The following is a 22,442-nucleotide window of genomic DNA, read 5'->3' as shown; positions in this document are numbered from 1 at the left end:
TTTTTAAAAAAAATCGTTTAAAATATGATTTTTCCATAAAATTTTTATTTGAAAAAATAGCTATTATCATAAAAATTATCATTTTTATATAACAAATTTTAAAAATTATCAATAACACTTATTAACTTTTTTCATTCTAGTTAAGATTAATATTATAAGAAAAACATTTACTAATTTTACTTATACTGCAAAATTATCAAATGGGAGGCAAAAGCATTTTATGCAAAAGCCTGAGAGGAATAAAATTCGACCATACCTGATATAGATAATGCTAACGTAGGGACTTGATATGAAAGATAAGATTTATGCTGTATTGTTTTGGCTTTTTATAATTTTTACTTGGCAAATGCTAAGTTATTTTAATATGCTTCCACAGTTTTTATTTCCATCACTTGCTGAAATTGTTTTGAGTTTTACTAATGAATTTGATACTTTAATGTCTAATTTAAAACACACTTTTTTTATAAGCTTTTTTTCTTTATTAATTGCAATTATACTTGCTGTTTTTTTATCTTATTTTATGTATAAAATAAAATTTCTTTACAATATTGTTTATCCTATATTACTTTTTACTCAAAATACACCCAGTATCGCACTTGCACCTTTATTAATTTTATATTTAGGTTATGGTTTAGCACCAAAAATTGTGCTAATTGTTTTAAGCACACTTTTTCCTATTTTAATTAATCTTTTACAAGCATATAAAAATAGCGATATAGATTATATAATTTATTTAAAATCACTAAAGGCAAGCAAATATCAAATATTAAAACACTATCTTTTTGCCCATTCTTTACCTTATTTTTTTGCAGCTTTAAAAATCAGCGTTTCTTATGCTTATTTAAGCGCAATAAGTGCCGAATGGCTTGGAGGATTTAAAGGGCTTGGAGTGCTATTAATTCAATATAAAAAGCTATTTGATTATAGTGCTATGTATGTAGTTATTATACTAATATCTTTACTATCAATGCTTAGTATTTATTTAATAACACTATTAGAAAAAAAGGTTATAAAATGGAAAAGATAATTTTATTATTTACATTATTTTTCTTATTTTCTTGTTCAAATAAAAACGAAAAAGAAGTAGATTTTATGCTTGATTATACTATTAATACAAACCATATTGGTTTATTTGTAGCCCTTGAAAAGGGTTATTTTAAAGAAAATAATATAAAGCTTAATATCTTATCTGCACTTGAAGATAGTACAAGCGATATGGTAATACACAAAAAAGTTCAATTTGGAATTTATTTTCAAGAAAGCCTTGCTGCAAAATTAGCTAAAGGAGCAAACATTAGTGCTGTTGCTGCAATTATTAAACATAATACAAGTGGGATTTTAAGCACAAAAGACATTAACAGTATTGATAAAATGCAAGGAAAAAAATATGGTAGCTGGAATGACCCAGTTGAACAAGCAATGATAAAAGAGATTTTTAAAGAAAATCTTATAAAAGATGTAAATTTTGTACCAAACCAAGATTCAAATTCAATAAGTTCATTAAAAAATAATATTTTTGATTTTTGCTGGGTTTATTATGCTTGGGATGGAGTATTGGCTAAAACATTAAAGCTAGAATATAACTTTTTTTATCTTAAAGATTACATAAAAGAGCTTGATTATTACTCGCCAATCATAATCGCAAATAACGATTGGTTAAAAGAAAATAAAGAACTAGCAAAAAAGGTTTTACAAGCAATTAAAAAAGGTTATATTTTTGCTATGAAAAATCCACAAGAAAGTGCAAAAATCTTGATTAAATATGCTCCAAATCTTGCAAAAAACAAAGAATTTATACTTAATTCTCTTATTTATCTATCAAAACAATTTGCTGATAAACCTGAAGAATGGGGCTTTATTGATGCAAATAGATGGAATGAATTTTATTCTTGGTTAAATAAAAAAGAGATTTTAAAAAATAAAATACCTTTAAATGTAGGTTTTACAAACGAGTATTTAAAATGAGTATTTTAAAAATAAAAAATTTAAATTTTTCATATAAGAATAAGCAAATTTTAAACGATATCAATCTTAACCTAGAAGAAAACGAATACCTAGCAATAATAGGAAGCAGCGGTATAGGAAAAAGCACCTTGCTAAATCAAATAATGAATAATAAAGAAGAAATTAGCTTTTATAAAGAAAATATAAAATTAGCCTATATGCAGCAAAAAGATTTGTTATTTGCTCATAAAACTGTATTAGAAAATATTGCCTTACCACTTTTAATAGCTAAAGAAGATAAAAAAAATGCTTATAAAAAGGCTATTTTTTTATTAAAAGAATTTAAAATGCTTGAATACAAAGATTATTACACATATCAATTAAGCGGTGGTCAAAGACAAAAAATAGCATTAATAAGAGCAATAATACAACAAGCAGATCTTTATTTATTAGATGAACCTTTTAGTGCTTTAGATAGTATAAATAAAATATTTTTACATAGAATTTTAAAACATTATATTAAAAATGCAATTTTTATCACTCACGATATTAACGATGCTTTAAGTCTTGCAAATAGAATTTTAATCTTGGCAAATGTAAATAATAAAACTAGTATTGTAAAAGAAATTAAAGTAAATAAAAACAGTAAAAAAGAAGAAATATTAAGCTATTTGCTTAAATTTCAAAAGGATATTTTATAATTACCATAAATTAGGTAAAAATATCCTTTTTACATCATTATAAGTTGCAAATAGCATTAAACTTAATAAAAAAGCCATTCCTATATAACTTAAATATTCAAAAGTCTTTTCATTAACTTCTTTTTTAAAGATTAATTCATAAAAATTAAAAATAATATGCCCGCCATCTAAAACAGGTATTGGTAATAAATTCATAATACCAAGATTAATAGAAATCAATGCAGCTATTAACAGCAAAGTACTCAAACCAAGCTCAGAAGCCTTTGTTGTAATATCGCCCATCGTTATAACTCCGCTTAAATTATCAGGCGAGATTTGCATTGATATTAATTTGTAAATACCTTTAAAAATTAATGTTGAAGCATTAATACATTCATTAAATGCGTAAGAAAAAGAGTTAAAACCTCTATAATAAACTTCAACAATCTCATTACTAGGAGAAATTCCTAAAACATATTTTTTTATTTTTTGACCAAATTCATTATAAGCATCTTTGTACTGTGCTTTTACATTTAAAACAAGCTCTTTACCATCTCTTACAAGTACTACTTCATTATTTTCTTTAAGTAAAGGCGAGATATCAAACCAAGAAGTAATTTTTTGCGAATTTATACTTACAATTTTGTCATTTACTAGCAATTTTTCACTAGCAAAATCACTTTTTGCTCCAATAACAGCAGCTAATTGCTTTTGACCTAAGTGTGCAATTATTAAATAGCAAAAAAAAGCTAGTATAAAATTAAAAAACGGTCCTGCAAAAAGTATAATAATTTTTTTAAATGGGTGTAAAACACTGTAACTATCACTATCGTAATTTTTACAAGCGGGGTTGCTATCATCTTGCCCTTTCATTTTTACATAACCACCTAAAAAAATTGAGCTAATTTGATACTTTGTGCCTTTGTATTCTTTTGAAAATATTTCTTTTCCAAAGCCAATACTAAAAGTTAAAACTCTTACTTTAAAGTATTTTGCTGCTAAAAAATGCCCTAATTCATGAAAAAAAATCAAAAAAGAAAGAACTAAAATAGTAGCTAAAAAATGCACACCCCAATAAGCAAAACATAAAGATAAAACAACTAAAGTAGCAACTAACGAGAGCATTTTAACACCCTTGCATAAGATATAACATATTCAATTCCAGAGTAAATAGTAAAGAAAAAGCATAAATAAAACAAATAGTTTGCTCCCCACCAATCCATTAGCAAAAAGCCTATTGCAAGCATTTGGAATGTTGTTTTTATTTTACCGCTCATACTAGCAGCAACCTTTAATCCATCTGCAACTATCATTACTCTTAAACCTGTTATAAAAAATTCACGAACTAAGATAAAATAAACTAAAATAGCCTCAACTCTTCCTAAAAGCATTAATCCTAAAAAGGCTGCTAAAGTTAGCATTTTATCAGCTAAAGGGTCAAGAATTTCTCCTAAAAGTGTTTTTTGATTCCACATTCTTGCTATGTAACCATCAAAAAAATCAGTAATACTAGCTATTGTAAAAATAAGTGCAGCATAATAATTAAGCCAAGAAATATGCCAATTATAATCAATATTAATCTTATTTATATTAGTAACTAATACAAATAAGATTGGAGCTAAAATAATTCTAATTAAAGCTAAAAAATTAGGTAAATTCATTATTTAAATGTAGTTCCACCATCAACAATAAAGGTATGACCAGTTACCCAACTTGCCTTATCGCAGCATAAAAACAAACACGCACCTGCTAAATCTTGAGCTTCGCCCATACGATTTAATGGACTTAAAGCCTTTGTTTTATCTCTTACTTCTTCATAATTTGTAAATGCTTTTAGAGCATCAGTATCAATTGAACCACCACTTACAACATTTACTCTAATATTTAAATGACCTAATTCAGTAGCCGCATATCTTGCCATAGCTTCTACTGCTGCTTTTGCTGTTCCGTGTCCTGCATAGTTTTCAATATGTACTAAATTGCCTGTGCTTGAAATTGAAATAATGCTTCCACCGCCTACTTTTTCCATTCTTTTTGCAGCTTGTTGAGCACCACAAACAAAGGCATTTACAGTAGCGGTAAAAATATTATTAATACCTCTTGGCTTAAGTTTCATAAATTTAGTATAACCACCAACTACTGCACGACCTGTAATAATAGCATTAGAGATGAAAAAATCCACCCTATCAAAATCAGCATCAATCTTTTCAAACAATTCAGCATAAGTTTCAGGCTCTAAAATATTAAAAGCATAACATCTTGCTTTAACATTATAATTTTGCTCTAAATCTTTTACAATTTCATTTGCTATTTCTTCGTTTGAATTATATGTAAAAGCAACATTACAGCCAGCTTTTGCAAATTCGTAAACAATTGCCTTGCCGATACCACGAGTTCCACCACTAATTACTAAAACCTTGTCTTTAAAATTAATTTCTTGCATTAAAATCCTTTTATATCATAATTTTTCATAACTTCTTCAATCTTTTTTAAATTCTCTTTGCTAGGCGCTTCTAAAGGCAAACGATATTCAAGATTAGGAATAAGTCCTGCAATAAACATCGCTGCTTTAATTGGAATTGGGTTGCTTTCACAAAAAAGAATTTTATTTATATTATAAAGTTTATCGTTAATAGATTTCGCATTTTTATAATTTTCTTTTAACGCTTCGTGTGTTAAATTAGCAATTTCATTTGGTAAAAGATTTGAAGTAACGCTAATTACCCCGCTTCCACCGTTACTTAAAATAGGATAATTTATACTATCTTCTCCGCTAATTAATCTAAGCCTTGGTTCATTTGCTAACAAATCTACACATTTATCAATATTTCCACTTGCTTCTTTTACACCATAAATATTTTTACATTTTCTAAATAACTCAATTATGGTGTTACTTGCAATCTCACAACCAGTTCTGCCAGGAACATTATAAAGCAAAACAGGGATTGAAATAGCATTAGAAATCGCTTCATAGTGTTTAAACAAACCACTTTGCATAGGTTTATTATAATATGGAGTAATGCTTAAAATCCCATCAGCTCCGCACTCTTGTGCGAATTTCGCTAAAGAAACTGCTTCGTGAGTAGCATTTGAGCCTGCACCTGCTAAAACCTTTGTATTTGTATTTTTACAAACACTAACCGCAATTTCAATACATCTTCTATGTTCATCGTGAGTTAAAGTTGAGCTTTCTCCTGTAGTTCCAACAGGAACAACTGCGTCAATTCCATTGGCAATTTGTCTTTTGATAAGTTTTTCATAACTTTGCTCATCAATTTTATCATTTTTAAACGGTGTAATTAAAGCAGTCATTGCACCAACAATTTCATTTTTCATCTTGCCTCCTTAAAAGTACTTGTGTTAAATTATTATCAACAAAATATTTTGAAATAATATCATTAAAATAAGCTAAATCATAACAAAAAGAACTTAAAAATTCTTCAAAAATATCTAATCTATCTAAACACAAATACATTCCAAAATGTTTTGCAAAAGACGAACAATTGCTTTTAACTTCATTAATTTTTAAATTAAAATGATTATTTATACATAAAATATCATTTTTATTCAACTTAATATTTTTTAAGTATTTATATAAAAGCTCTGTATCTTTTTCTTTAATTGCTTCTTGGTTACAAGCAATTACAATAAATAAATTATCAAATTTATTTAAACTTGAGTAAAACTCAATCTCGCTAAAAATTCTTTTTTTATCAAGCAAATCATTTTGAATTTTAGACATTTTTGGCATATTTAAAAAAGTAGCTAAAGCGCTCATATAAATTACATCTTTACTATTAATTGAAGGCAGTTTATAGCCTTGTAAAAGTATATTTGTATTACTTTCTTTGTAATCAAGTTCTATTTTTTTTGAATAATTTGAATATGAAGTATCTACATTTTTTGTAGGAATTTCTTTACTTTTTTTGTCTTTAAATAATTCCTTTGTTATTTTTAAACAATAATCTATATCAATATCTCCACAAATAACTACATAAGCATTATTTGGAGCATAAAAAGTATTATAAAACTGCCTTACATCTTCTATGCTTAAATTTGCAATATCATCACTAAAACCAATTGGCGTCCAGTGATAAGGATGATTTATAAAAGCATTATTGTACAGAGTAAAATACGCTTTACCAAAGGGGTCATTTTTTACCCTTAATCTTTCTTCTTCACAAATTACATCTCTTTCAGAATAAAATTCTTCTTCTTTAAACTCTAATAAATCCATCATATCAGCATAAAGTGATAAGATTTTTTCAATTTTATCACTTTTGCTAAGTGCGTAATATTGCGTGTAATCAAAAGATGTACAAGCATTATTACTAGCACCAAAACTTTTTAAAATAGCATCAAATTCACCTGCTTTATGTTTTTTTGTACTTTTAAAAGATAAATGCTCTAAAAAATGAGCTATACCGCTTTTTGGCATGTATTCATCTTTAGAACCAACCTTGTAAAAAACATTTACACTTGCTACATTTGAAGAATCTTCAAAATCAATAGCGTAAATAGTTAAGCCATTTTCTAATTTTAAATTTTTATATTTCATTTTTTACTTTCTTTTTTAAATTCTTCTTTTAATTTTAAATAATAACGATTATCTTTTAAATCCTCTTCATTGCCATAGCCAACGACTTTTGAATTATGTAAAACCAGTATTTTATCAGCACTTGCAATTGAATTTAATCTATGTGCAATTAAGATTATAATCTTATCTTTTTTAATTTGCATTAAGCTACTTGAGATTAAATTTTGGCTTTCATTATCAAGCGCTGAAGTTGCCTCATCAAAAATAATAATTTGTGGATTTTTATAAAAAGCTCTTGCTAGAGCTAGTCTTTGCTTTTGCCCTCCGCTTAAATTGTTTCCTTTTTCACTAAGCTTAGTGTAAATTCCTTCACTCATTGCACTTACAAATTCATAAGCATTTGCCATTTTTAAAGCATCAATTACTCTTAATTCATCAAATTCACTAGCATAAGCTATATTATTTGCAATACTATCAGCAAATAAATAAATATTTTGACTAACAATTGCAATTTCTTTCATCAATGATGAATTATCTAAATCCTTGTAATTAATGCTATTTACTGTAATATCTCCAGCACTTGGATTATAAAATTTTAAAATTAAATTAACCAAAGTACTTTTTCCGCTACCACTTTTACCAACTATTGCAGTAGTTTGCCCTTTAATAAAATCAATATTTATATCATCAAGAGCAAGTTTATTTTCTTTATAAGACATACAAACATTACTAAAGCTTAATTTTTTTATTTCTTCATCAATTGTTTTATCGCCGCTTTGAATTTTTGATTGTAAATCAAGCAAATAAAAAGTTCTAGCACTAGCACTAAGATTTACTTGAAGTTGCGAATAAAGACTTGATATTCTTCTTACAGGAGTATAAACCATAAACAAAGCAGTTAAAAATGAAAAGAAATTTCCTGGAAGCATATTTCCATTTATAACCTCATTTCCACCAACAATAATAACAGTAGCAACACCAATAGAGCCAAAGGTTTCCATTATCGGAGAAGTTAAAGCATCAAATCTTGTTGCTTTATAAGATAATTTGCTAACCTCATCGCTATTATTTTTAAATTTATTTATTTCGTATTTTTCGGAATTAAAAGATTTAATAAGTTCAATATTTGAAAATATTTCACTTAAATTTGAAGTTAAAATAGCATAAGATTGCTGGTTTTTTGTGCCTAAAACTCTTAATTTTTTAACAAAATATCTAATAGGAAAAATAGCAGCAGGTAAAACAACAAAGGCAAAAAATGCTAAGGTTAAACTTTGATAAAAGACAACAGCCAATAAACCTATAGTAGTTATTAATTCTCTTATCATATTTGGTAAAAAATCAGTTAAAATAGACTTTACACTGCCTAAATCATTAAGCGACCTTGATATTAATTCTCCACTTGAATGCTTAGAAAAAAACTCCATATCCATATGCACTACTTTTGATACTATTAAAATTCTTAATCTATTAATCATATCAATACCAATAAAACTCATTCTAGTAGTTTGCAAATAAAGTCCAAAATTCTTTAAAAAATAAATCAAAATAACACCAGCAGGTAAAATATAAAGCAAGGAAGTATCTTTTTCTAAAAATATTTTATTTAAAATAGGTTCAATAATCTTAGCACTAGCAGCCGTAGCACTACCAGCTAAAAGCATACCAACTATAGCAATAAAAAAAGATAATTTATAATCTTTATAATAATGCTTAAATCTTTTTAAAACATACCATAAATTTATATTTTCGTTCATACAAGCTCCCACTCAACACCATCTTTATTATCTTGCAAACTAACCCCCATTTTACTTAATTTTTCTCTTATCTCATCAGCAAGTTTATAATCTTTATTTGCCTTTGCATTAGTTCTTTTATTAATTAAATCAATAATTTCATCTTTAAGCTCTTTGCTGCAATCTTGAAAATATGCTTTAGGGTTTAATTTTGCAATGCCTAAAATTGAACTTAAAGCAATAAAATCATTTATAAATTCTTCATTTTTTGGATTAGAATTTACCTTATTTATCCATTCATCAACACAAGCAAGAGCTAAAGAAATATTTAAATCATCATTTAAAGCGCTTAAAAGCTCATCTTTTAAAGAAGACTTAATATTAAAATCATCTTTAATCTCATCTAAATTAAGTAATTTTTTTACTCTATAAATTTTATCAAGGCGCTTTTTACTAGCCTTTAAATCAATAAAATTATAATTAAAATCAGCTCTGTAATAAATACTTTGCAAATAAAATCTAAGCACTTCTGCATTAATTTCTTTTAAGGCATCTTTTACAAAAAAGCTATTGTTTAAACTTTTACTCATTTTCGTATTGTTTATATTTACAAAACCATTATGTAGCCATATATCTGCTAGTTCTGTATTTTGATTTAATCTACATTGACAAGCCTCGTTTTCATGATGTGGAAAAAACAAATCCGCACCACCGCAATGAATATGCAATTTTGTAAAAATATCTAAAATCATACACACACATTCAGTATGCCAACCAGGTCTTCCTGTACCAAAATTAGCTTTATAGTATTTCTCATCAAACTTCCACAATACAAAATCACTAGCATTCTTTTTATTTACAATACTATCTAGTCTTGTTTTTGTATCATCTTGAGCTTTTTTGCTTAATGATAAATATTTACTATCCTTGCTTGTATCAAGATAAATACCATCGTCTAAAGTATACGCATAATTTTTTTCTAGCAAGCAAGTAATAAATTCAATCATTTTAGCAATATAATCAGTAGCTTTTGGGCTAAAATCAGGTTTTAAAATATTTAAAGCTTGCATATCTTCTTCATAGCTTTTTATGTAAAATTCTGTAATTTCTTTTAAACTTTTGTTTTCATTTTGCATTTTTAAAAGTATTTTATCATCAATATCAGTGTAGTTTTTTGCAAAGCATACTTTTTTATTATTTGCTAATAAAACCCTTCTTAATAAATCAAAGCTAATACTACTTCTTGCGTGTCCTAAATGCGCATCATCATAAACTGTTGGACCGCAAACATAAATATTTACAGTATCTTCATTAAATTCAATTTTTTCTTTTTTCACACTATCAAATAAAAGCATTTATAAATCCTTTAAGATAAATAAGCGCAAAGCTAAAAATAATTGCACTTAAAAATATTATTAAACAATATTTAAGTTTTAAAATAGCAACAAAATTACTAATTTTAAAACACTTTAAATAAGCAAAAAATATAAACCAAGCACTAATATTAGCACTAATACAAAAAGCTAAAACACCAAAAAATTTAATAAGAGTTAAAGAAGATATTATGCAAATAACACAAGAAATTAAAGCAATTTTTGCTGCATAAGAATGTAAATAATTTGCATTAATATAAGCTAAAAATAATCTTGATAAGCCAAGTGGCACTATACATAAAATATAAATTCTAAGCACCTTAGCGCATTCAAGCACATTTAAATATGTAAAAGCACCACGAAAAAATAAAAGCTTAATTATTTCTTCTGATAAAATAAAGCCACCAAGACAAGCAAAAAGTAATAAAAATAACATTAAATGAAAAATCATACTCATACTATTTAGCATTTGCTCTTTTTCATTTGCTTTAATAAGTCTTATTAGGGTTGGGAAAAATACTTGAGTAAATGCAATTGCGATTAAGGCTAGTGGGAGTTGATAAATTCTTGTTGCATAATTCATATAAGAAATACTTGCGCTAACTAAAGTACTTGCTAATGAGATTTCTACTAAAGAATTAATTTGCGTTGAACTTGCACCGAGTAAAGAAGAAAAGAAATTCTTAAAAAAATTTTTTAAAGATATTTTAGATTTTTTTCTAAAAGATAAAAACATTGCTTTTAAAATTTTATTTGATTTTAATGCAAGAAGCAATAAAATAATTTGCACAAAAGAACTGCAAATTATAAAATAACTTACAAAATACAATTTTTCTAACTTATCATATTCTTTAGCATAAATTAAAGCAAAAACACAAGCAAGATTAAAAAAAGATGCGCTAATGCTACTTATAAAAAATCTATTAGAATAATTAAGCAAAGAAGCAAAAAAACAAGCGATAAAAATAAGTAGTAAATACCAAATATTAATAGCATTTAAACTGGCTGCTTCTTTTATAAAATTATCATCAAAACCAAAAAAAATCAAAGATATAAAAAACTTTGAAAAAACACTAATAATAAGACATAAAATCGCTAAAAAAGTACAAAATATACAAAGAATTTGTATGCAAAATGCACCCTTTTTTTGCGAAGCTGCTAAATTTGGTAAAAAGGATTGATTAAAAACACCTTCAGTAAAAAGCGCTCTAAAAATGCTAGGTAGTCTAATCATAACAAAAAATAAATCAGAAAAATACCCTGCTCCTAAATAATTTGCTAAGCATAAATCCCTTAAAAAACCACTAATCCTTGAAAAAAGTATTCCAAATAAATTACTTAAATATTTTTTTATTATTTTTAAATTCATCATTATTCTTTAATTTGTATTTTCTTTTTTAATCTAATATTTTAAATAAAAAAAGAAAATAAGCAACTAGGAATAAAATTGAGATTAATTACAACTAAACCATTAGAAGAAATAAAAAAATATGCTCAAAAGCACGATAAAAATCCTGATAGTTTAGATTATGAAATCGTAAGCTATTCAACCGATATCGTTTTTAGCAAAGATAAAAGTAAGCATTATGAAGGCGATGAAGTTAGCGAATTTTTAGATGATGCTTTATTTTTGCAAGATTTTAAAATAGTGCAAAATTATGAAATAAATATAGTTAATAAAACTCAATCCTTAGTTGATTTTAAAATAGCTGCAAATTCTTCTTTGACAAAAATTGTAGCTAATTTTAAAGCTTTTTGCTTTGATTATGATTTATTAGATGATGTTGCTTTAAAATATATACAAAATGCTATAAATAAAAAATTTATAAATTCAGGGCTTTATTTAGGCTTAAGACAAAAGAAAACAAATGCTATTTTAATGCAAATGATAAAAGATTTTAAAGATGAAAAAATAGAAGAAAAAAATATAATTTTAGCTTTAGGAGTTGATGCAATCGATTCAAACGACCCAGAATTAAAACTTTATTATAAAGAAAAGAAAGAAAATCAAGAAAATATTGATTATTCAAAAAGGGGCTTTGTTAGTGCGGTTAATGGCGGAGATTTGATTATTGAATTTGTAAAAAGCATAGAAGCAAAAGATGGTAAAAATCTAAAATGCGAAAGCATAAAAGCAAAGCGTTCAAATTTAAAAAATGAACCTGATTTTAAAATTAGTGAAAATATTTCTCAAATGGAAAATGATAAAAGCATTAAATATTATGCTAATGCAAATGGCTATGTGTATTTTAGTAATAATACTTATGATATAAAAGATAGTATTGATATTGAAAAAATAACTTTTAAAACAACAGGCTCAATAGAAGCAGGAGTTAATAAAGATGTAACATTGAATGTATTTGAAGCTGATTATTTAAAAGATGCTATTGGACCTAATTTAAGCATTGAAGCTAGTATTGTAAATGTAAAAGGTTGTGTAGCTCAGCATTCAACAATTAATGCTCAAGATGTAACAATAGGCGCACAAACTCATTCAAAAAGTAAAATTTTTGCTAAAAAAATAAGCATTAACTCTCATCGTGGTTATTGCAAAGGTGATGAAATTTTTATTGAAAGATTAGAAAATGGAGTAGTTGAAGGTAAAATTGTAAGAATTAATCAATGTCTTGGCGGAAAAGTAATTGCAAATAAAGTTTATGTGCAAACTCTTACAACTAACACAATGTTTGAAATCAGCGACTTAGCTGTAATTACAAATTGTATAGGAGAAAATAATAAATTTTTAATTACAGCAAATTCATCTCCAATAATAGCAAAAAGCCTAACTCAAAATGCAGAAAAATTAAAAGAAAATAATGATTTATTAAAAAATCTACCAAAACTAATTCAAAGCAAATTAGCAATAATAAATTCAAACAAAGAAAGCATTATTCAAATTAAACAAAGAATAGCGCAAATGCAAGAAAGCAACACCCCTATTCCTGCAGCTTTTTTTAATAAATTAAAAGAATTTCAAAACATATCTCAAGAATACAATGATTTAAAAGAGCAATTTAACGATGCTAATGAAAAGAAAAAATATATTTTAGATGAATTTGCAATTTTACAAGATAAGGTTTTTGATGCTAGGGTTATAAACCTAAATACTTGGGCAAATTTAAATGAAATAAGATTTAAATTAACCCAGCCTAAAATTGAATTAAGTTATAATACCAGCAAAGATGAAAAAATTTATTGTATTAAATTAGAAAAAGACCCATCAATTGATGATGAAGAAAAGTCAATAAAAATAGTAAAAATAGAAAACAATCAAGGAAGTGAAGATGATAGCTTATATTGAAGGTAAAGTAATTAAAAAAAGCCCAACTTATTTAATAGTAAAAAATAATGGAATTGGTTATGCTATAAACACTAGCTTACAAAGCTCAAGTAAAATTGCTTTAAATGATGAAATAGCACTTTTTATAACACAAATTATCAAAGAAGATTCTAATAAATTATATGGTTTTTTAGATGATAATGAAAGAATTTTTTTTGAAGAATTAATTAAAATAAACGGCATAGGTCCTAGCACCGCTCTTGCATTATTATCAAATTTAAGTGTTGAGGAGCTATGCAGGGCAATTAGTAATGAAAATATAAGTATAATAATAAAGGCTCCTGGCATAGGTGCAAAAACAGCTCAAAGGCTTATTTTAGAATTAAAAGACAAGGTTTTAAAATTAGGATTTAGCACTCAAAGCAATGCACTTTATGAAGCAGCACAAGCTCTTTTAGCCTTAGGTTTTAAAAACGATAATGTACAAAAAGCTTTAAAAGATGTAAATGGAGATAATGTTGGCGAACTTGTAAAAAACGCATTAAAAAAATTAAGTTAAAGGAAAAAAATGAAAAAAGCAATAATCTTTGGAGCAAATTCATACGAACACGAAATTAGCATAGTAAGTGCTATTACTCTTTCAAATATATTAGAAGATGTAAAATTTATTTATGTTGATTTTGAACATAATTTTTATCTTATTGATAAAAAAAATATGAATGCACAATTTTTTGCAAAAAAAGACTTTAAAAAACAAAAAAGAATTTATATTAGCAATGGTGGTTTTTATGAAAAAAGTCTATTTTCACAAAATAAAATTGATATTGATTTAATTATCAATACAATTCATGGAAAAATAGGTGAAGATGGAACTATGGCTGCCTTGCTTGATTTTTTTAATATAAAATATATTGGCCCTAGAATTAATGCAAGTTCTATTAGCATAGATAAACACCTAACAAAATTATATGCAAATGAAGTTGGAGTTAAAAGCTTAAAATATTATCTAAATCCAACTAGCACCCAAGGTTTAGAATTTCCACTTATTTTAAAACCTGCTAATCTTGGTTCAAGCATAGGTATTGCGATTGCAAATAATTCAAGTGAATTTGCTTATGCACTTGATAGCGCTAAAGAATATGATGATAAAATAATAGCAGAGCCTTATTTTGAAAATATACAAGAGATTAATTTAGCTGGCTATTTTGATGGAGAAAAAATTGTTTTTTCTAAATTTGAAGAGCCTAAAAAAAATGGGCATTTAGATTTTTCACAAAAATATTTAGTATTTAAACAAAAAGAAATTCAAGAAGTAAAACTAAGCGAAGAAATACAAAATAAATTAAAAGACGCCTTTAGTAAAATTTATATGCCGCTTTTTAAAGGTGCTTTAATTAGATGTGATTTTTTTATAAAAGATAATGAGATTTTTTTAAACGAAATAAATCCTAATCCAGGTTCTTATGCAAATTATTTATTTGATGATTTTGAAAAAGAGCTAAATTCTTTAGCAAATAGCATCAAAAATAATGAAAATATAAAAGAAAATTACTCATTTTTACAAAAAATAGTTCAGGCAAAATAATGAAACAGTTTTTTTTAATTTTTATTTTACTTACAAGTCTTTACGCAAAAGAATACAAGGTTGTTAAGGTAAGCGATGGCGATACAATAAATGTTCTTGATGGAAAAAAGAAACTAAAGATTAGATTTTATGGCATAGATGCTCCTGAAAGCAAACAAAATTTTGGGAAATTTTGTACAAATGTTTTAAAACAAAAAATTCTAGGAAAATTTGTTAGTTTAGAAAAAAAAGGTGTTGATACTTACAAAAGACAAATTGCTATTGTGTATTTAAATAACGAAGACATTAACGCTTATATGGTTAAAAGTGGTTGTGCTTGGGCTTATACTCATTATACAAAAAAATATCAAGCATTAGAGCAAAATGCAAGAAGGCAAAAAGTTGGTTTATGGATAGAAAATAATCCTGAAAACCCATATAAATTTAGAAAAAGAAATAAGCATAAAAGAAGTGAAAGCGAAGAAATAATGAAGATTTTTTCAAGGATATTTAAAAATGCCTAAATGTATAATTTTTACTTTTATATTTATTTTTTTTACGGCTTGTGCTAGCGAAAATGGTATTAGGCTAAAATATTATGAAGATTGCAATGAATTTTATGATGCGAGTGGAGTTTATCACAAAGAATGTCCAAACAATATTATAAATTTTTAATTATTTTATTTTTAAATACTTTTTTATTTGCTAGTGCGCCTAATTTTTCTGCTCAAAAAGAATTTAATTTAAAAAAAGATGAGTGGGATTATTTTTATATAAATATTCGCGGCAAGGAAAAATTTATACCTTATTATTTTTCTTGGACTTTGTATGATAAAAATAATTTAATATTATTTACAAAATTTAATGGTTTTACAAAGCAGTATGTAATAAGTCTTAGAAGGAGATTAGATTATATAAAAGATGAAATTACAAAATCATATAATAATTATAATCTAAATACAGCAGAAGTTTTTTTACAATTTGCTGATTTTAAGGATAATAAGGCTAAAATAATTGCAAGAATTTATGATGAAAACTCTTTACTTGAAGTAGATTTTAATAAAAAAGGAAAATGATGGATAAAATTGATTTTTATATGAATGAATTTGTTAAAGATTTAAAACATAAAAGTATCTTTGAATACTTAAAAAATGTTAATCAAGGTAAAAGACTAAGGTCTAAATTAATCTTAAAAATAGCACAGCCAAGCGACGAAGCTTATAAATTATGTGCGGTAATTGAGTGCATTCACCTAGCTTCTTTAATGCACGATGATGTTATTGATGAAGCCTTAACTAGAAGAAATACACCTAGTATAAATGCAATTTATGGAGATAAAACTGCAATTATGCTAGGAGATATTTTGTATTCAATCGCCTTTTACAATCTTACTTCTTTTAAGCAAGAGATTTCAGCTTGTGTAGGTTTAGCAGTTGCCTTGCTTAGTAGTGGGGAATTACTTGATGTTGAATTAGGAGAAAGTTTTAATGAAGATGAAAATAAATATTATGAAATGATTTATAAAAAAACTTCTTCATTAATTGAAGCAAGTGCTTATGCAGCCGCTTTATTGGTTGATAAAAAAGATGCTTTAAATTATAAAGAATTTGGCAAAAATCTTGGAATTGCTTTTCAAATAGTTGATGATATTTTAGATATAACTCAAGATGAAGCTACTTTAGGAAAACCAAATTTAAATGATTATAAAGAAGGTAAGGTTACACTTCCATACATTATGCTTGATAGAGCTTTAAAAGATGAAGATAAAAAAAGATTAAGAGCATATTTTGCACAAACTTTAAATAAAGAAGAGCAAAGTTGGATAAAAGAACAATTTGCAAAATATGATATTATAAATAAAAGCATTAAAATCGCACAAGAATATGGAGAAAAAGCTTTAAAATGTGTTGATAATCCTGATTTGCAAGATATTGTTAAAAAAATGATTTTTAGGGAATTTTAATGAATTTTTTTAGCATTTCATATACGCATAAAAACACTAGCATTGATATTAGAGAAAAACTAGCATTTAATAGCGATATAAGAACGAGCGAATGCTTAAAATTAATCTTAGCAAATAATAAAATTAATGAATGTGTTATACTTAGCACCTGCAATAGAATAGAAATTATGTGCTATGTAAATGATTTTATAGGAATAAACGATTATATAATAAAATGCCTGTGTTTAATTTGCAAAATAGATGAAAGCTTGATTAAAAATTTACCTGATATTTATGAAGATAGTGGTTTTTTACACCATCTTTTTAGCGTTGCAAGTTCTCTTGATAGCCTTGTAATAGGAGAAACACAAATAGTAGGACAATTAAAAAACGCTCTTTTATTAGCTAAAAATTATCAAAACGATATTAGCAATCTTGAAAATGTTATCAACTATGCCTTTAAATGTGCTGCTTTAGTTAGAAATCAAACCCAAATTTCTAAAAATCCTGTTTCAGTAAGCTCGGTCGCAGTAAATAAAGCAAAAGAATGTATAGATATTAAAAATGAAAAGATTTTATTAATTGGTAGTGGGCAAATGATTAATCTTGCAGCAAAACATTTGTTAAATCATAGCAATAATCTTTTTATTTGTTCAAGAACCTTACAAAATGCAAAAAATCTAGCTCAAGAATTAAAAGTAAATTATCTTGATTATAAAGATTTAAAAAATTTTTTAAATGACTTTAAAATTATTTTTAGTGCTACAAGCTCAAACGAAGCAATTATTAATGATGAAATGATTATTCAAAAAGATTATAAAAGATTTTACTTTGATATTGCAATTCCAAGAGATATTAATATAAGCACTTATCATAATATTGAAGTTTTTAGCGTTGATGATTTAAATGAAATCGTGAAAAAAAATATGAGCTTTAAAGATGAGCAAGCAAAAATTGCATATTCAATAATTGCAAATATGGTTTATGAATTTTATAACACTCAAAGCAAAACAAAAATAACCCCAATAATAAAATCTATGCGTTTAAAGGCAAATGTATGTATAGAAAATGAATTAAAAAAGGCTATTAAAAAAGGTTATATTAAAAATTCAAACGAAGAAGAAGTATATAAATTTGCAAAACAAGTTATGAATGCTTATTTACACGAACTTACAATTAAAATTAAAAACTACGATGAACATTTATATGATATAGAAAGCATAAATTATTTATTTTTAGAAAGGCAAAACGATGAAATTCACTAAATTCTACGCTCCAACAAGCAAAAATGCACCAAAAGATGCTCAACTTACATCACATATTTTATTGTCTCGTGCAGGTTATATTGAGCAACTTGGTTCTGGTCTTTATAATTATCTACCTTTAGCAAATACAATGATAGAAAAAATTAAAAACATTGTAATAAAAAGAATGCAAGAAATTGATGCAAATTATTTAAATCTTAGTTTTGTATGCCCATTATCTTATTGGGATGAAAGTGGTAGAAGCTTTGTTTTTGGCAAGGAATTATTAAGATTTAAAGATAGAAAAGATAATGATTTTATCTTAAGCCCAACAGCAGAAGAAGCAATTGTGGCACTAGTTCGTGGAAAAATCACAAGTTATAAACAATTACCTATTAATTTATTTCAAATTCAAAGCAAGTTTAGAGACGAGGCAAGACCTAGATTTGGTTTGCTTAGAGGTCGTGAGTTTATAATGAAAGATGCTTATAGTTTTCATTCAAGCTATGAGAGTTTAGATGAAGAATTTTTAAAAGTACAAAATGCTTATTGTAAAATCTTAGATGATTTAAAACTAAATTATGCAATAGTTGATGCTGATAGCGGTGCTATTGGTGGAAGTGGTAGTAAAGAATTTATGGTTATTGCACCTAGCGGAGAAGATGATTTAGCAATATGTAAATGTGGATATTGTGCTAATGTTGAAGCTGCAAAAAGACAAAAAATAAACTATGAAAACAAAATAGAAGCTAATTTAAGTAAATTTAAAACACCGAATATTAAAAGCATAGATGATTTAGCAAATTTCTTTAAGTGCGAAAAGCATAATTTAATTAAAGCTGTTGTTAAAAAAGCAATTTATAAAGATAAAGAAGAATTAATAGTATATTTTATAAGAGGAAACGATGAATTAAACGAAGTAAAAGCTAAAAATGCTGCTAATGCTATTGAGATAGTTGATGCAAATGATGAAGATTTGCTTAATAATTCTTTATGTGCTGGTTTTATAGGACCATTTAATTTAGATATAAAATTCTTTATTGATGAAGAATTAAAAAATGAAGATAATTTAATTTGTGGAGCAAATGAAGTAGATTATCACCTAGTTGGTGTAAAAATAACTAATTTTTTAGATGAAAGATTTAAAGATTTAAGCTTAGTAAAACAAGGAGATAAATGCCCTAATTGCTCTAGCGAGCTTGATTTTGTAAAAGGCATTGAAGTTGGGCATATTTTTAAACTTGGTGATAAATATTCTAAAGCTATGAACGCTACTTATCTTGATGAAAATGGCAAGGCTCAAGCTTTTATTATGGGTTGCTATGGAGTTGGTATAAGCAGATTATTAGCCGTGCTAGCTGAATGTAAAAATGATGAATTTGGTTTATGCTGGGATAAAAGCTTAAGTCCTTTTGATACTTATATAATACTTTCTGATGTAAAAAACGAAGAACAAATGAATATAGCAAATGAAATATATGCTTATTTGAAAAAAAATAATATAAATGTTTTATTTGATGATAGAAATGAAAGATTTGGGGTAAAAATAAACGACTATGAATTAATAGGAATTCCAAGTGCAATCATAATAGGTAAGAAAATTCAAGAAAATTTAATAGAACTGAAAGATAGAAAAAGCAAAGAAAGCTTACAAATATCTTTAGAAAATAAAGAAGAATGTTTTAAGAAAATTAAAGAATTTATTGAAAAATAATACTTTTTACTAGTAAAATTATTTTACTAGTAAATTTAATTTTAAGTTTAAGTATATATTTGCAAATAAAATATTAAATTTTTATAAATATTAAGTATAATTTTAGAAATTTATTTTTTGAGGTTAAGATGAAAATTTATACAAAGGAAGATATAAACAATGTTTTAGTATTTTTTATTTCTAATATTAAAAGATATTTTAGAAATGATGGTTTTGAATTTTGCCTTGCCTTTATTAAAACAAAAAATATTTCTTGTGCAGCAAGTATAAAAAATGCTTTAAGAAATACTGATTTAGTCTTTGCTACAAAAAATGGCATAGTTATATTACTATCAGGTACGCCTTACGAACACGCCTATGCTTTAATAAATGATTTTAGTAAATTTGTTGATGGAGATAATAAAATTTGTATAGTAAATTTTCCTTTAGATTCTGATAATGCACAAGATTTGCTAGAACATTTAGAAGCAAAATTTAGTGTAAATCACAAAGAAGAATTGTTTTAATGCTAGTTTTTTAAAAACTAGCACAATATTAATCATCAAATTTAGTAGCTATTACATCACCTTTTTCGTTAATATAAACTTCCATTCCATTTGTGAATTTTAACTCATATCCGTTTATATTTTTTTCTAATTTTCTTAACTTAGCATTAGCTTGAGAAGCTTTAGCTTTAGCTAAAATATCTGGTAAAATACTATCAGGGAATTCGCTGTATTTTGTATCAATTTCTTTTATTTTTCCACTTGATGTAAATTCAAGTTTTGCACCTGTGCTTAATTTAACATCAAAAGAAGTCCAATCTTTTTCAGCATAAGCAATTGTTGCATTTGAAAAATGTGTTTTTACAAAATCTTTAGCAGCTTGTGGTAAAGCATCAGGACTTATAACAGTATCAGCAAATAAAGAAGCTGCCAAAACACAGCCCAACATAAACTTTTTCATTCTTTTCTCCTAGAATATAAATTACACTTTTAGTGTAAGCAAATAATATAATAAGAAGATAACAAAAAAGAAATTTTAGCCTAAAATAGGCTAAAATATTAAAAAAATAAAAAGAATAAACTAAGAAAGGATTTAATTGTAAAGGCATTTGCAATATCTACTAAAAAACCACCCATAATTGGAACTAAAATAAAGGCGATATGGCTCATTCCAAAATGGTTTGTTACTACTTGAAGATTAGCAATAGCCGTTGGCGTTGCACCCATTCCAAAACCACAATGCCCTGCAACTAAACAAGCTGAATCGTAGTTTTTCCCGCAAAGAACAAAGGTTACATATCTTACATAAATTATAATTACTATTGTTTGAATAACTAATAAAATAGTAATTGGAACTGCTAATTTTACTAAATCTACAATATTTAAACTCATAATAGCCATTGATAAAAATAAAGATAAAGCAACATTACCAATAACGCCAATTTCTCTATCAAAAACTGTATAAACCCCTTTTTTTCCAAAAGTATTTCTTATAAAAATACCTGTAAATAAGCACCAAACAAAGGTTGGCATTGCGATTGGGGTATTATGGGTAATTGCTTCAATGCTAACACCAACGGCAAGACTAATAGAAATTAAAATTAAACTCGTAATAAAACTATCGCTAGTAATTAATCTCACCTTTTGTGGAGATTCAAAAGTTTCATTTTTTACTTCATTTTCATTTTCATCATTTGCTTTTAAATTAAATTTTTTAATTAAGTAATGTGCCATAGGACCACCGATAACACCACCAGCAATTAAGCCATAAGTTGCACATGCAATAGCAATATCAGTTGCTTGTTCAAAAAAATAAGGAGGTTTAGCAAAAGTATCACCCCAAGCAGCTCCAGTTCCATGACCACCACTTAAGGTAATAGAACCGCCTAAAAGACCAATAAGCGGATTTTCTCCAAGCATTTTCATTATACCAACACCAACAGCATTTTGTACAAATAAAAGCCCAAAAACACTTATTGCAAATAAATATAGTAACTTACCACCCTTTTTAATACTATTAAAATCAGCACTAAGACCAATAGTTGAGTAAAAAATTAATAACAAAGGGTCTTTTATAGCATTTGTAAAACTAAAAATAATTCCATAAAAAAAGTTTAAAATGAAAAAAATAAAGGCAAAAATTATACCACCAGTAACAGGTTCAGGAATATCATAGTGATTTAAAAAATTAACTTTTCTAGTAACAACCCTACCCACTAATAGAACAATTAGCATACATAAAAATGTCCCATAAAAATTAAGTTCGATACGAGAATAATCGCTAGTTATCCTTGCTGTTAGAATAGATAATTCATAAACATTTTCTTTCATACATTATCCTTAAAGTAAAATATAATAAAAATTATTGCATATTTTTATTTATATGAGAAGAAAAAAAAGAAAAAAAATATAAAAATGAGTAAAAACGGAACTATATTAAAGTT

Annotated in this window: 23 protein-coding genes and 1 riboswitch; of the genes, 13 read left to right on the top strand and 10 right to left on the bottom strand. The window is 26.2% G+C overall.

Features of this window, described 5'->3' with window-relative positions:
* Nucleotides 1-190: 190 nt before the first annotated feature.
* A riboswitch (TPP riboswitch) is annotated at nt 191-301 on the top strand.
* From CCANL266_RS03545 to CCANL266_RS03535, 3 genes are all read left to right on the top strand, one after another.
* Nucleotides 290-1,027 carry an ABC transporter permease gene (locus CCANL266_RS03545; protein ID WP_172231452.1) on the top strand — a complete coding sequence of 246 codons (738 nt, stop codon included), beginning with the start codon at nt 290-292 and terminating at the stop codon, nt 1,025-1,027. (Overlaps the previous riboswitch by 12 nt.)
* The gene (locus tag CCANL266_RS03540) at nt 1,015-1,965 is read left to right on the top strand and encodes an ABC transporter substrate-binding protein (RefSeq protein WP_172231449.1); all 951 of its coding nucleotides are present in this window, start codon (nt 1,015-1,017) and stop codon (nt 1,963-1,965) included. Before CCANL266_RS03545 ends, CCANL266_RS03540 begins: the two co-directional genes overlap by 13 nt.
* Nucleotides 1,962-2,645 (top strand): ATP-binding cassette domain-containing protein, encoded by a 684-nt coding sequence (locus CCANL266_RS03535; RefSeq protein WP_172231446.1) that lies wholly within the window; start codon nt 1,962-1,964, stop codon nt 2,643-2,645. The genes CCANL266_RS03540 and CCANL266_RS03535 overlap by 4 nt, the downstream gene beginning before the upstream one ends.
* Here the strand turns inward: CCANL266_RS03535 and rseP are convergent, their stop codons facing one another.
* Genes rseP through murJ form a run of 8 tightly spaced genes read right to left on the bottom strand, consistent with a single transcriptional unit; the run spans nt 2,646 to nt 11,639 of the window.
* Nucleotides 2,646-3,749 carry an RIP metalloprotease RseP gene (gene rseP, locus CCANL266_RS03530; RefSeq protein WP_172231443.1) on the bottom strand — a complete coding sequence of 368 codons (1,104 nt, stop codon included), beginning with the start codon at nt 3,747-3,749 and terminating at the stop codon, nt 2,646-2,648.
* Nucleotides 3,737-4,285 (bottom strand): CDP-diacylglycerol--glycerol-3-phosphate 3-phosphatidyltransferase, encoded by a 549-nt coding sequence (gene pgsA / locus CCANL266_RS03525; protein WP_172231440.1) that lies wholly within the window; start codon nt 4,283-4,285, stop codon nt 3,737-3,739. Before pgsA ends, rseP begins: the two co-directional genes overlap by 13 nt.
* The gene (locus CCANL266_RS03520; RefSeq protein ID WP_172231437.1) at nt 4,285-5,067 is read right to left on the bottom strand and encodes an enoyl-ACP reductase; all 783 of its coding nucleotides are present in this window, start codon (nt 5,065-5,067) and stop codon (nt 4,285-4,287) included. The genes pgsA and CCANL266_RS03520 overlap by 1 nt, the downstream gene beginning before the upstream one ends.
* Nucleotides 5,067-5,960 (bottom strand): 4-hydroxy-tetrahydrodipicolinate synthase, encoded by an 894-nt coding sequence (gene dapA / locus CCANL266_RS03515; RefSeq protein ID WP_172231434.1) that lies wholly within the window; start codon nt 5,958-5,960, stop codon nt 5,067-5,069. The genes CCANL266_RS03520 and dapA overlap by 1 nt, the downstream gene beginning before the upstream one ends.
* Nucleotides 5,950-7,182, bottom strand: coding sequence for a M16 family metallopeptidase (locus CCANL266_RS03510; protein ID WP_172231431.1), 1,233 nt, complete (start codon nt 7,180-7,182; stop codon nt 5,950-5,952). Before CCANL266_RS03510 ends, dapA begins: the two co-directional genes overlap by 11 nt.
* Nucleotides 7,179-8,918: an ABC transporter ATP-binding protein gene (locus tag CCANL266_RS03505; RefSeq protein ID WP_172231428.1), complete on the bottom strand. Its 1,740-nt coding sequence runs from the start codon at nt 8,916-8,918 to the stop codon at nt 7,179-7,181. Before CCANL266_RS03505 ends, CCANL266_RS03510 begins: the two co-directional genes overlap by 4 nt.
* Nucleotides 8,915-10,252 (bottom strand): cysteine--tRNA ligase, encoded by a 1,338-nt coding sequence (gene cysS / locus CCANL266_RS03500; RefSeq protein WP_172231425.1) that lies wholly within the window; start codon nt 10,250-10,252, stop codon nt 8,915-8,917. The genes CCANL266_RS03505 and cysS overlap by 4 nt, the downstream gene beginning before the upstream one ends.
* Nucleotides 10,239-11,639, bottom strand: a complete 1,401-nt coding sequence (gene murJ / locus CCANL266_RS03495; protein ID WP_172231422.1) for a murein biosynthesis integral membrane protein MurJ — start codon at nt 11,637-11,639, stop codon at nt 10,239-10,241. Before murJ ends, cysS begins: the two co-directional genes overlap by 14 nt.
* A 78-nt stretch (nt 11,640-11,717) precedes the next feature.
* On the opposite strand from murJ, the gene CCANL266_RS03490 reads away from it, so the two are divergent.
* From CCANL266_RS03490 to CCANL266_RS03445, 10 genes are all read left to right on the top strand, one after another.
* Nucleotides 11,718-13,571: a flagellar assembly protein A gene (locus CCANL266_RS03490; protein ID WP_172231419.1), complete on the top strand. Its 1,854-nt coding sequence runs from the start codon at nt 11,718-11,720 to the stop codon at nt 13,569-13,571.
* On the top strand, nt 13,555-14,109 hold the full coding sequence (gene ruvA, locus CCANL266_RS03485; protein WP_172231416.1) for a Holliday junction branch migration protein RuvA: 555 nt from the start codon (nt 13,555-13,557) through the stop codon (nt 14,107-14,109). Before CCANL266_RS03490 ends, ruvA begins: the two co-directional genes overlap by 17 nt.
* A gap of 9 nt (nt 14,110-14,118) precedes the next feature.
* On the top strand, nt 14,119-15,135 hold the full coding sequence (locus CCANL266_RS03480) for a D-alanine--D-alanine ligase (protein WP_172231413.1): 1,017 nt from the start codon (nt 14,119-14,121) through the stop codon (nt 15,133-15,135).
* On the top strand, nt 15,135-15,638 hold the full coding sequence (locus tag CCANL266_RS03475) for a thermonuclease family protein (protein ID WP_172231410.1): 504 nt from the start codon (nt 15,135-15,137) through the stop codon (nt 15,636-15,638). The genes CCANL266_RS03480 and CCANL266_RS03475 overlap by 1 nt, the downstream gene beginning before the upstream one ends.
* Nucleotides 15,631-15,789 (top strand): hypothetical protein, encoded by a 159-nt coding sequence (locus CCANL266_RS03470; RefSeq protein ID WP_172231407.1) that lies wholly within the window; start codon nt 15,631-15,633, stop codon nt 15,787-15,789. Before CCANL266_RS03475 ends, CCANL266_RS03470 begins: the two co-directional genes overlap by 8 nt.
* On the top strand, nt 15,762-16,190 hold the full coding sequence (locus CCANL266_RS03465; RefSeq protein ID WP_172231404.1) for a hypothetical protein: 429 nt from the start codon (nt 15,762-15,764) through the stop codon (nt 16,188-16,190). Before CCANL266_RS03470 ends, CCANL266_RS03465 begins: the two co-directional genes overlap by 28 nt.
* A complete protein-coding gene (locus tag CCANL266_RS03460; RefSeq protein WP_172231402.1) occupies nt 16,190-17,077 on the top strand; it encodes a polyprenyl synthetase family protein in 888 nt (295 codons plus the stop codon). Before CCANL266_RS03465 ends, CCANL266_RS03460 begins: the two co-directional genes overlap by 1 nt.
* Entirely contained in the window at nt 17,077-18,321 is a 1,245-nt protein-coding gene (gene hemA / locus CCANL266_RS03455; protein ID WP_172231399.1) for a glutamyl-tRNA reductase, read from the top strand. Before CCANL266_RS03460 ends, hemA begins: the two co-directional genes overlap by 1 nt.
* Nucleotides 18,308-20,014: a proline--tRNA ligase gene (locus tag CCANL266_RS03450; protein ID WP_172231396.1), complete on the top strand. Its 1,707-nt coding sequence runs from the start codon at nt 18,308-18,310 to the stop codon at nt 20,012-20,014. The genes hemA and CCANL266_RS03450 overlap by 14 nt, the downstream gene beginning before the upstream one ends.
* Nucleotides 20,015-20,142: 128 nt before the next feature.
* Nucleotides 20,143-20,520 carry a hypothetical protein gene (locus tag CCANL266_RS03445; protein ID WP_172231393.1) on the top strand — a complete coding sequence of 126 codons (378 nt, stop codon included), beginning with the start codon at nt 20,143-20,145 and terminating at the stop codon, nt 20,518-20,520.
* A gap of 28 nt (nt 20,521-20,548) precedes the next feature.
* Here CCANL266_RS03445 and CCANL266_RS03440 read toward each other — a convergent pair whose 3' ends face one another.
* Complete coding sequence (locus CCANL266_RS03440) at nt 20,549-20,959, bottom strand: PepSY-like domain-containing protein (protein WP_172231390.1); 411 nt, start codon at nt 20,957-20,959, stop codon at nt 20,549-20,551.
* 98 nt (nt 20,960-21,057) lie between these two features.
* On the bottom strand, nt 21,058-22,329 hold the full coding sequence (gene gltS, locus CCANL266_RS03435) for a sodium/glutamate symporter (RefSeq protein WP_172231387.1): 1,272 nt from the start codon (nt 22,327-22,329) through the stop codon (nt 21,058-21,060).
* Between the last annotated feature and the right edge of the window lie 113 nt (nt 22,330-22,442).

The organism is Campylobacter canadensis (genome assembly GCF_013177655.1).
Taxonomy (GTDB): Bacteria; Campylobacterota; Campylobacteria; order Campylobacterales; family Campylobacteraceae; genus Campylobacter_E; species Campylobacter_E canadensis.
The sequence above is the reverse complement of the archived record's forward strand: the minus strand, read 5'-3'. Positions and strand labels throughout refer to the sequence as shown.

Bases quoted from the DNA above. Each gene is read 5' to 3' on its own strand.
- rseP (WP_172231443.1), bottom strand. From the start codon at position 3,749: ATGCTCTCGTTAGTTGCTACTTTAGTTGTTTTATCTTTATGTTTTGCT.
- CCANL266_RS03460 (WP_172231402.1), top strand. From the start codon at position 16,190: ATGGATAAAATTGATTTTTATATGAATGAATTTGTTAAAGATTTAAAA.
- murJ (WP_172231422.1), bottom strand. From the start codon at position 11,639: ATGAATTTAAAAATAATAAAAAAATATTTAAGTAATTTATTTGGAATA.
- CCANL266_RS03470 (WP_172231407.1), top strand. From the start codon at position 15,631: ATGCCTAAATGTATAATTTTTACTTTTATATTTATTTTTTTTACGGCT.
- CCANL266_RS03510 (WP_172231431.1), bottom strand. From the start codon at position 7,182: ATGAAATATAAAAATTTAAAATTAGAAAATGGCTTAACTATTTACGCT.
- dapA (WP_172231434.1), bottom strand. From the start codon at position 5,960: ATGAAAAATGAAATTGTTGGTGCAATGACTGCTTTAATTACACCGTTT.
- CCANL266_RS03450 (WP_172231396.1), top strand. From the start codon at position 18,308: ATGAAATTCACTAAATTCTACGCTCCAACAAGCAAAAATGCACCAAAA.
- CCANL266_RS03465 (WP_172231404.1), top strand. From the start codon at position 15,762: ATGTCCAAACAATATTATAAATTTTTAATTATTTTATTTTTAAATACT.
- CCANL266_RS03540 (WP_172231449.1), top strand. From the start codon at position 1,015: ATGGAAAAGATAATTTTATTATTTACATTATTTTTCTTATTTTCTTGT.
- cysS (WP_172231425.1), bottom strand. From the start codon at position 10,252: ATGCTTTTATTTGATAGTGTGAAAAAAGAAAAAATTGAATTTAATGAA.
- ruvA (WP_172231416.1), top strand. From the start codon at position 13,555: ATGATAGCTTATATTGAAGGTAAAGTAATTAAAAAAAGCCCAACTTAT.
- hemA (WP_172231399.1), top strand. From the start codon at position 17,077: ATGAATTTTTTTAGCATTTCATATACGCATAAAAACACTAGCATTGAT.
- CCANL266_RS03520 (WP_172231437.1), bottom strand. From the start codon at position 5,067: ATGCAAGAAATTAATTTTAAAGACAAGGTTTTAGTAATTAGTGGTGGA.
- CCANL266_RS03545 (WP_172231452.1), top strand. From the start codon at position 290: ATGAAAGATAAGATTTATGCTGTATTGTTTTGGCTTTTTATAATTTTT.
- pgsA (WP_172231440.1), bottom strand. From the start codon at position 4,285: ATGAATTTACCTAATTTTTTAGCTTTAATTAGAATTATTTTAGCTCCA.
- gltS (WP_172231387.1), bottom strand. From the start codon at position 22,329: ATGAAAGAAAATGTTTATGAATTATCTATTCTAACAGCAAGGATAACT.
- CCANL266_RS03505 (WP_172231428.1), bottom strand. From the start codon at position 8,918: ATGAACGAAAATATAAATTTATGGTATGTTTTAAAAAGATTTAAGCAT.
- CCANL266_RS03445 (WP_172231393.1), top strand. From the start codon at position 20,143: ATGAAAATTTATACAAAGGAAGATATAAACAATGTTTTAGTATTTTTT.
- CCANL266_RS03475 (WP_172231410.1), top strand. From the start codon at position 15,135: ATGAAACAGTTTTTTTTAATTTTTATTTTACTTACAAGTCTTTACGCA.
- CCANL266_RS03440 (WP_172231390.1), bottom strand. From the start codon at position 20,959: ATGAAAAAGTTTATGTTGGGCTGTGTTTTGGCAGCTTCTTTATTTGCT.
- CCANL266_RS03535 (WP_172231446.1), top strand. From the start codon at position 1,962: ATGAGTATTTTAAAAATAAAAAATTTAAATTTTTCATATAAGAATAAG.
- CCANL266_RS03480 (WP_172231413.1), top strand. From the start codon at position 14,119: ATGAAAAAAGCAATAATCTTTGGAGCAAATTCATACGAACACGAAATT.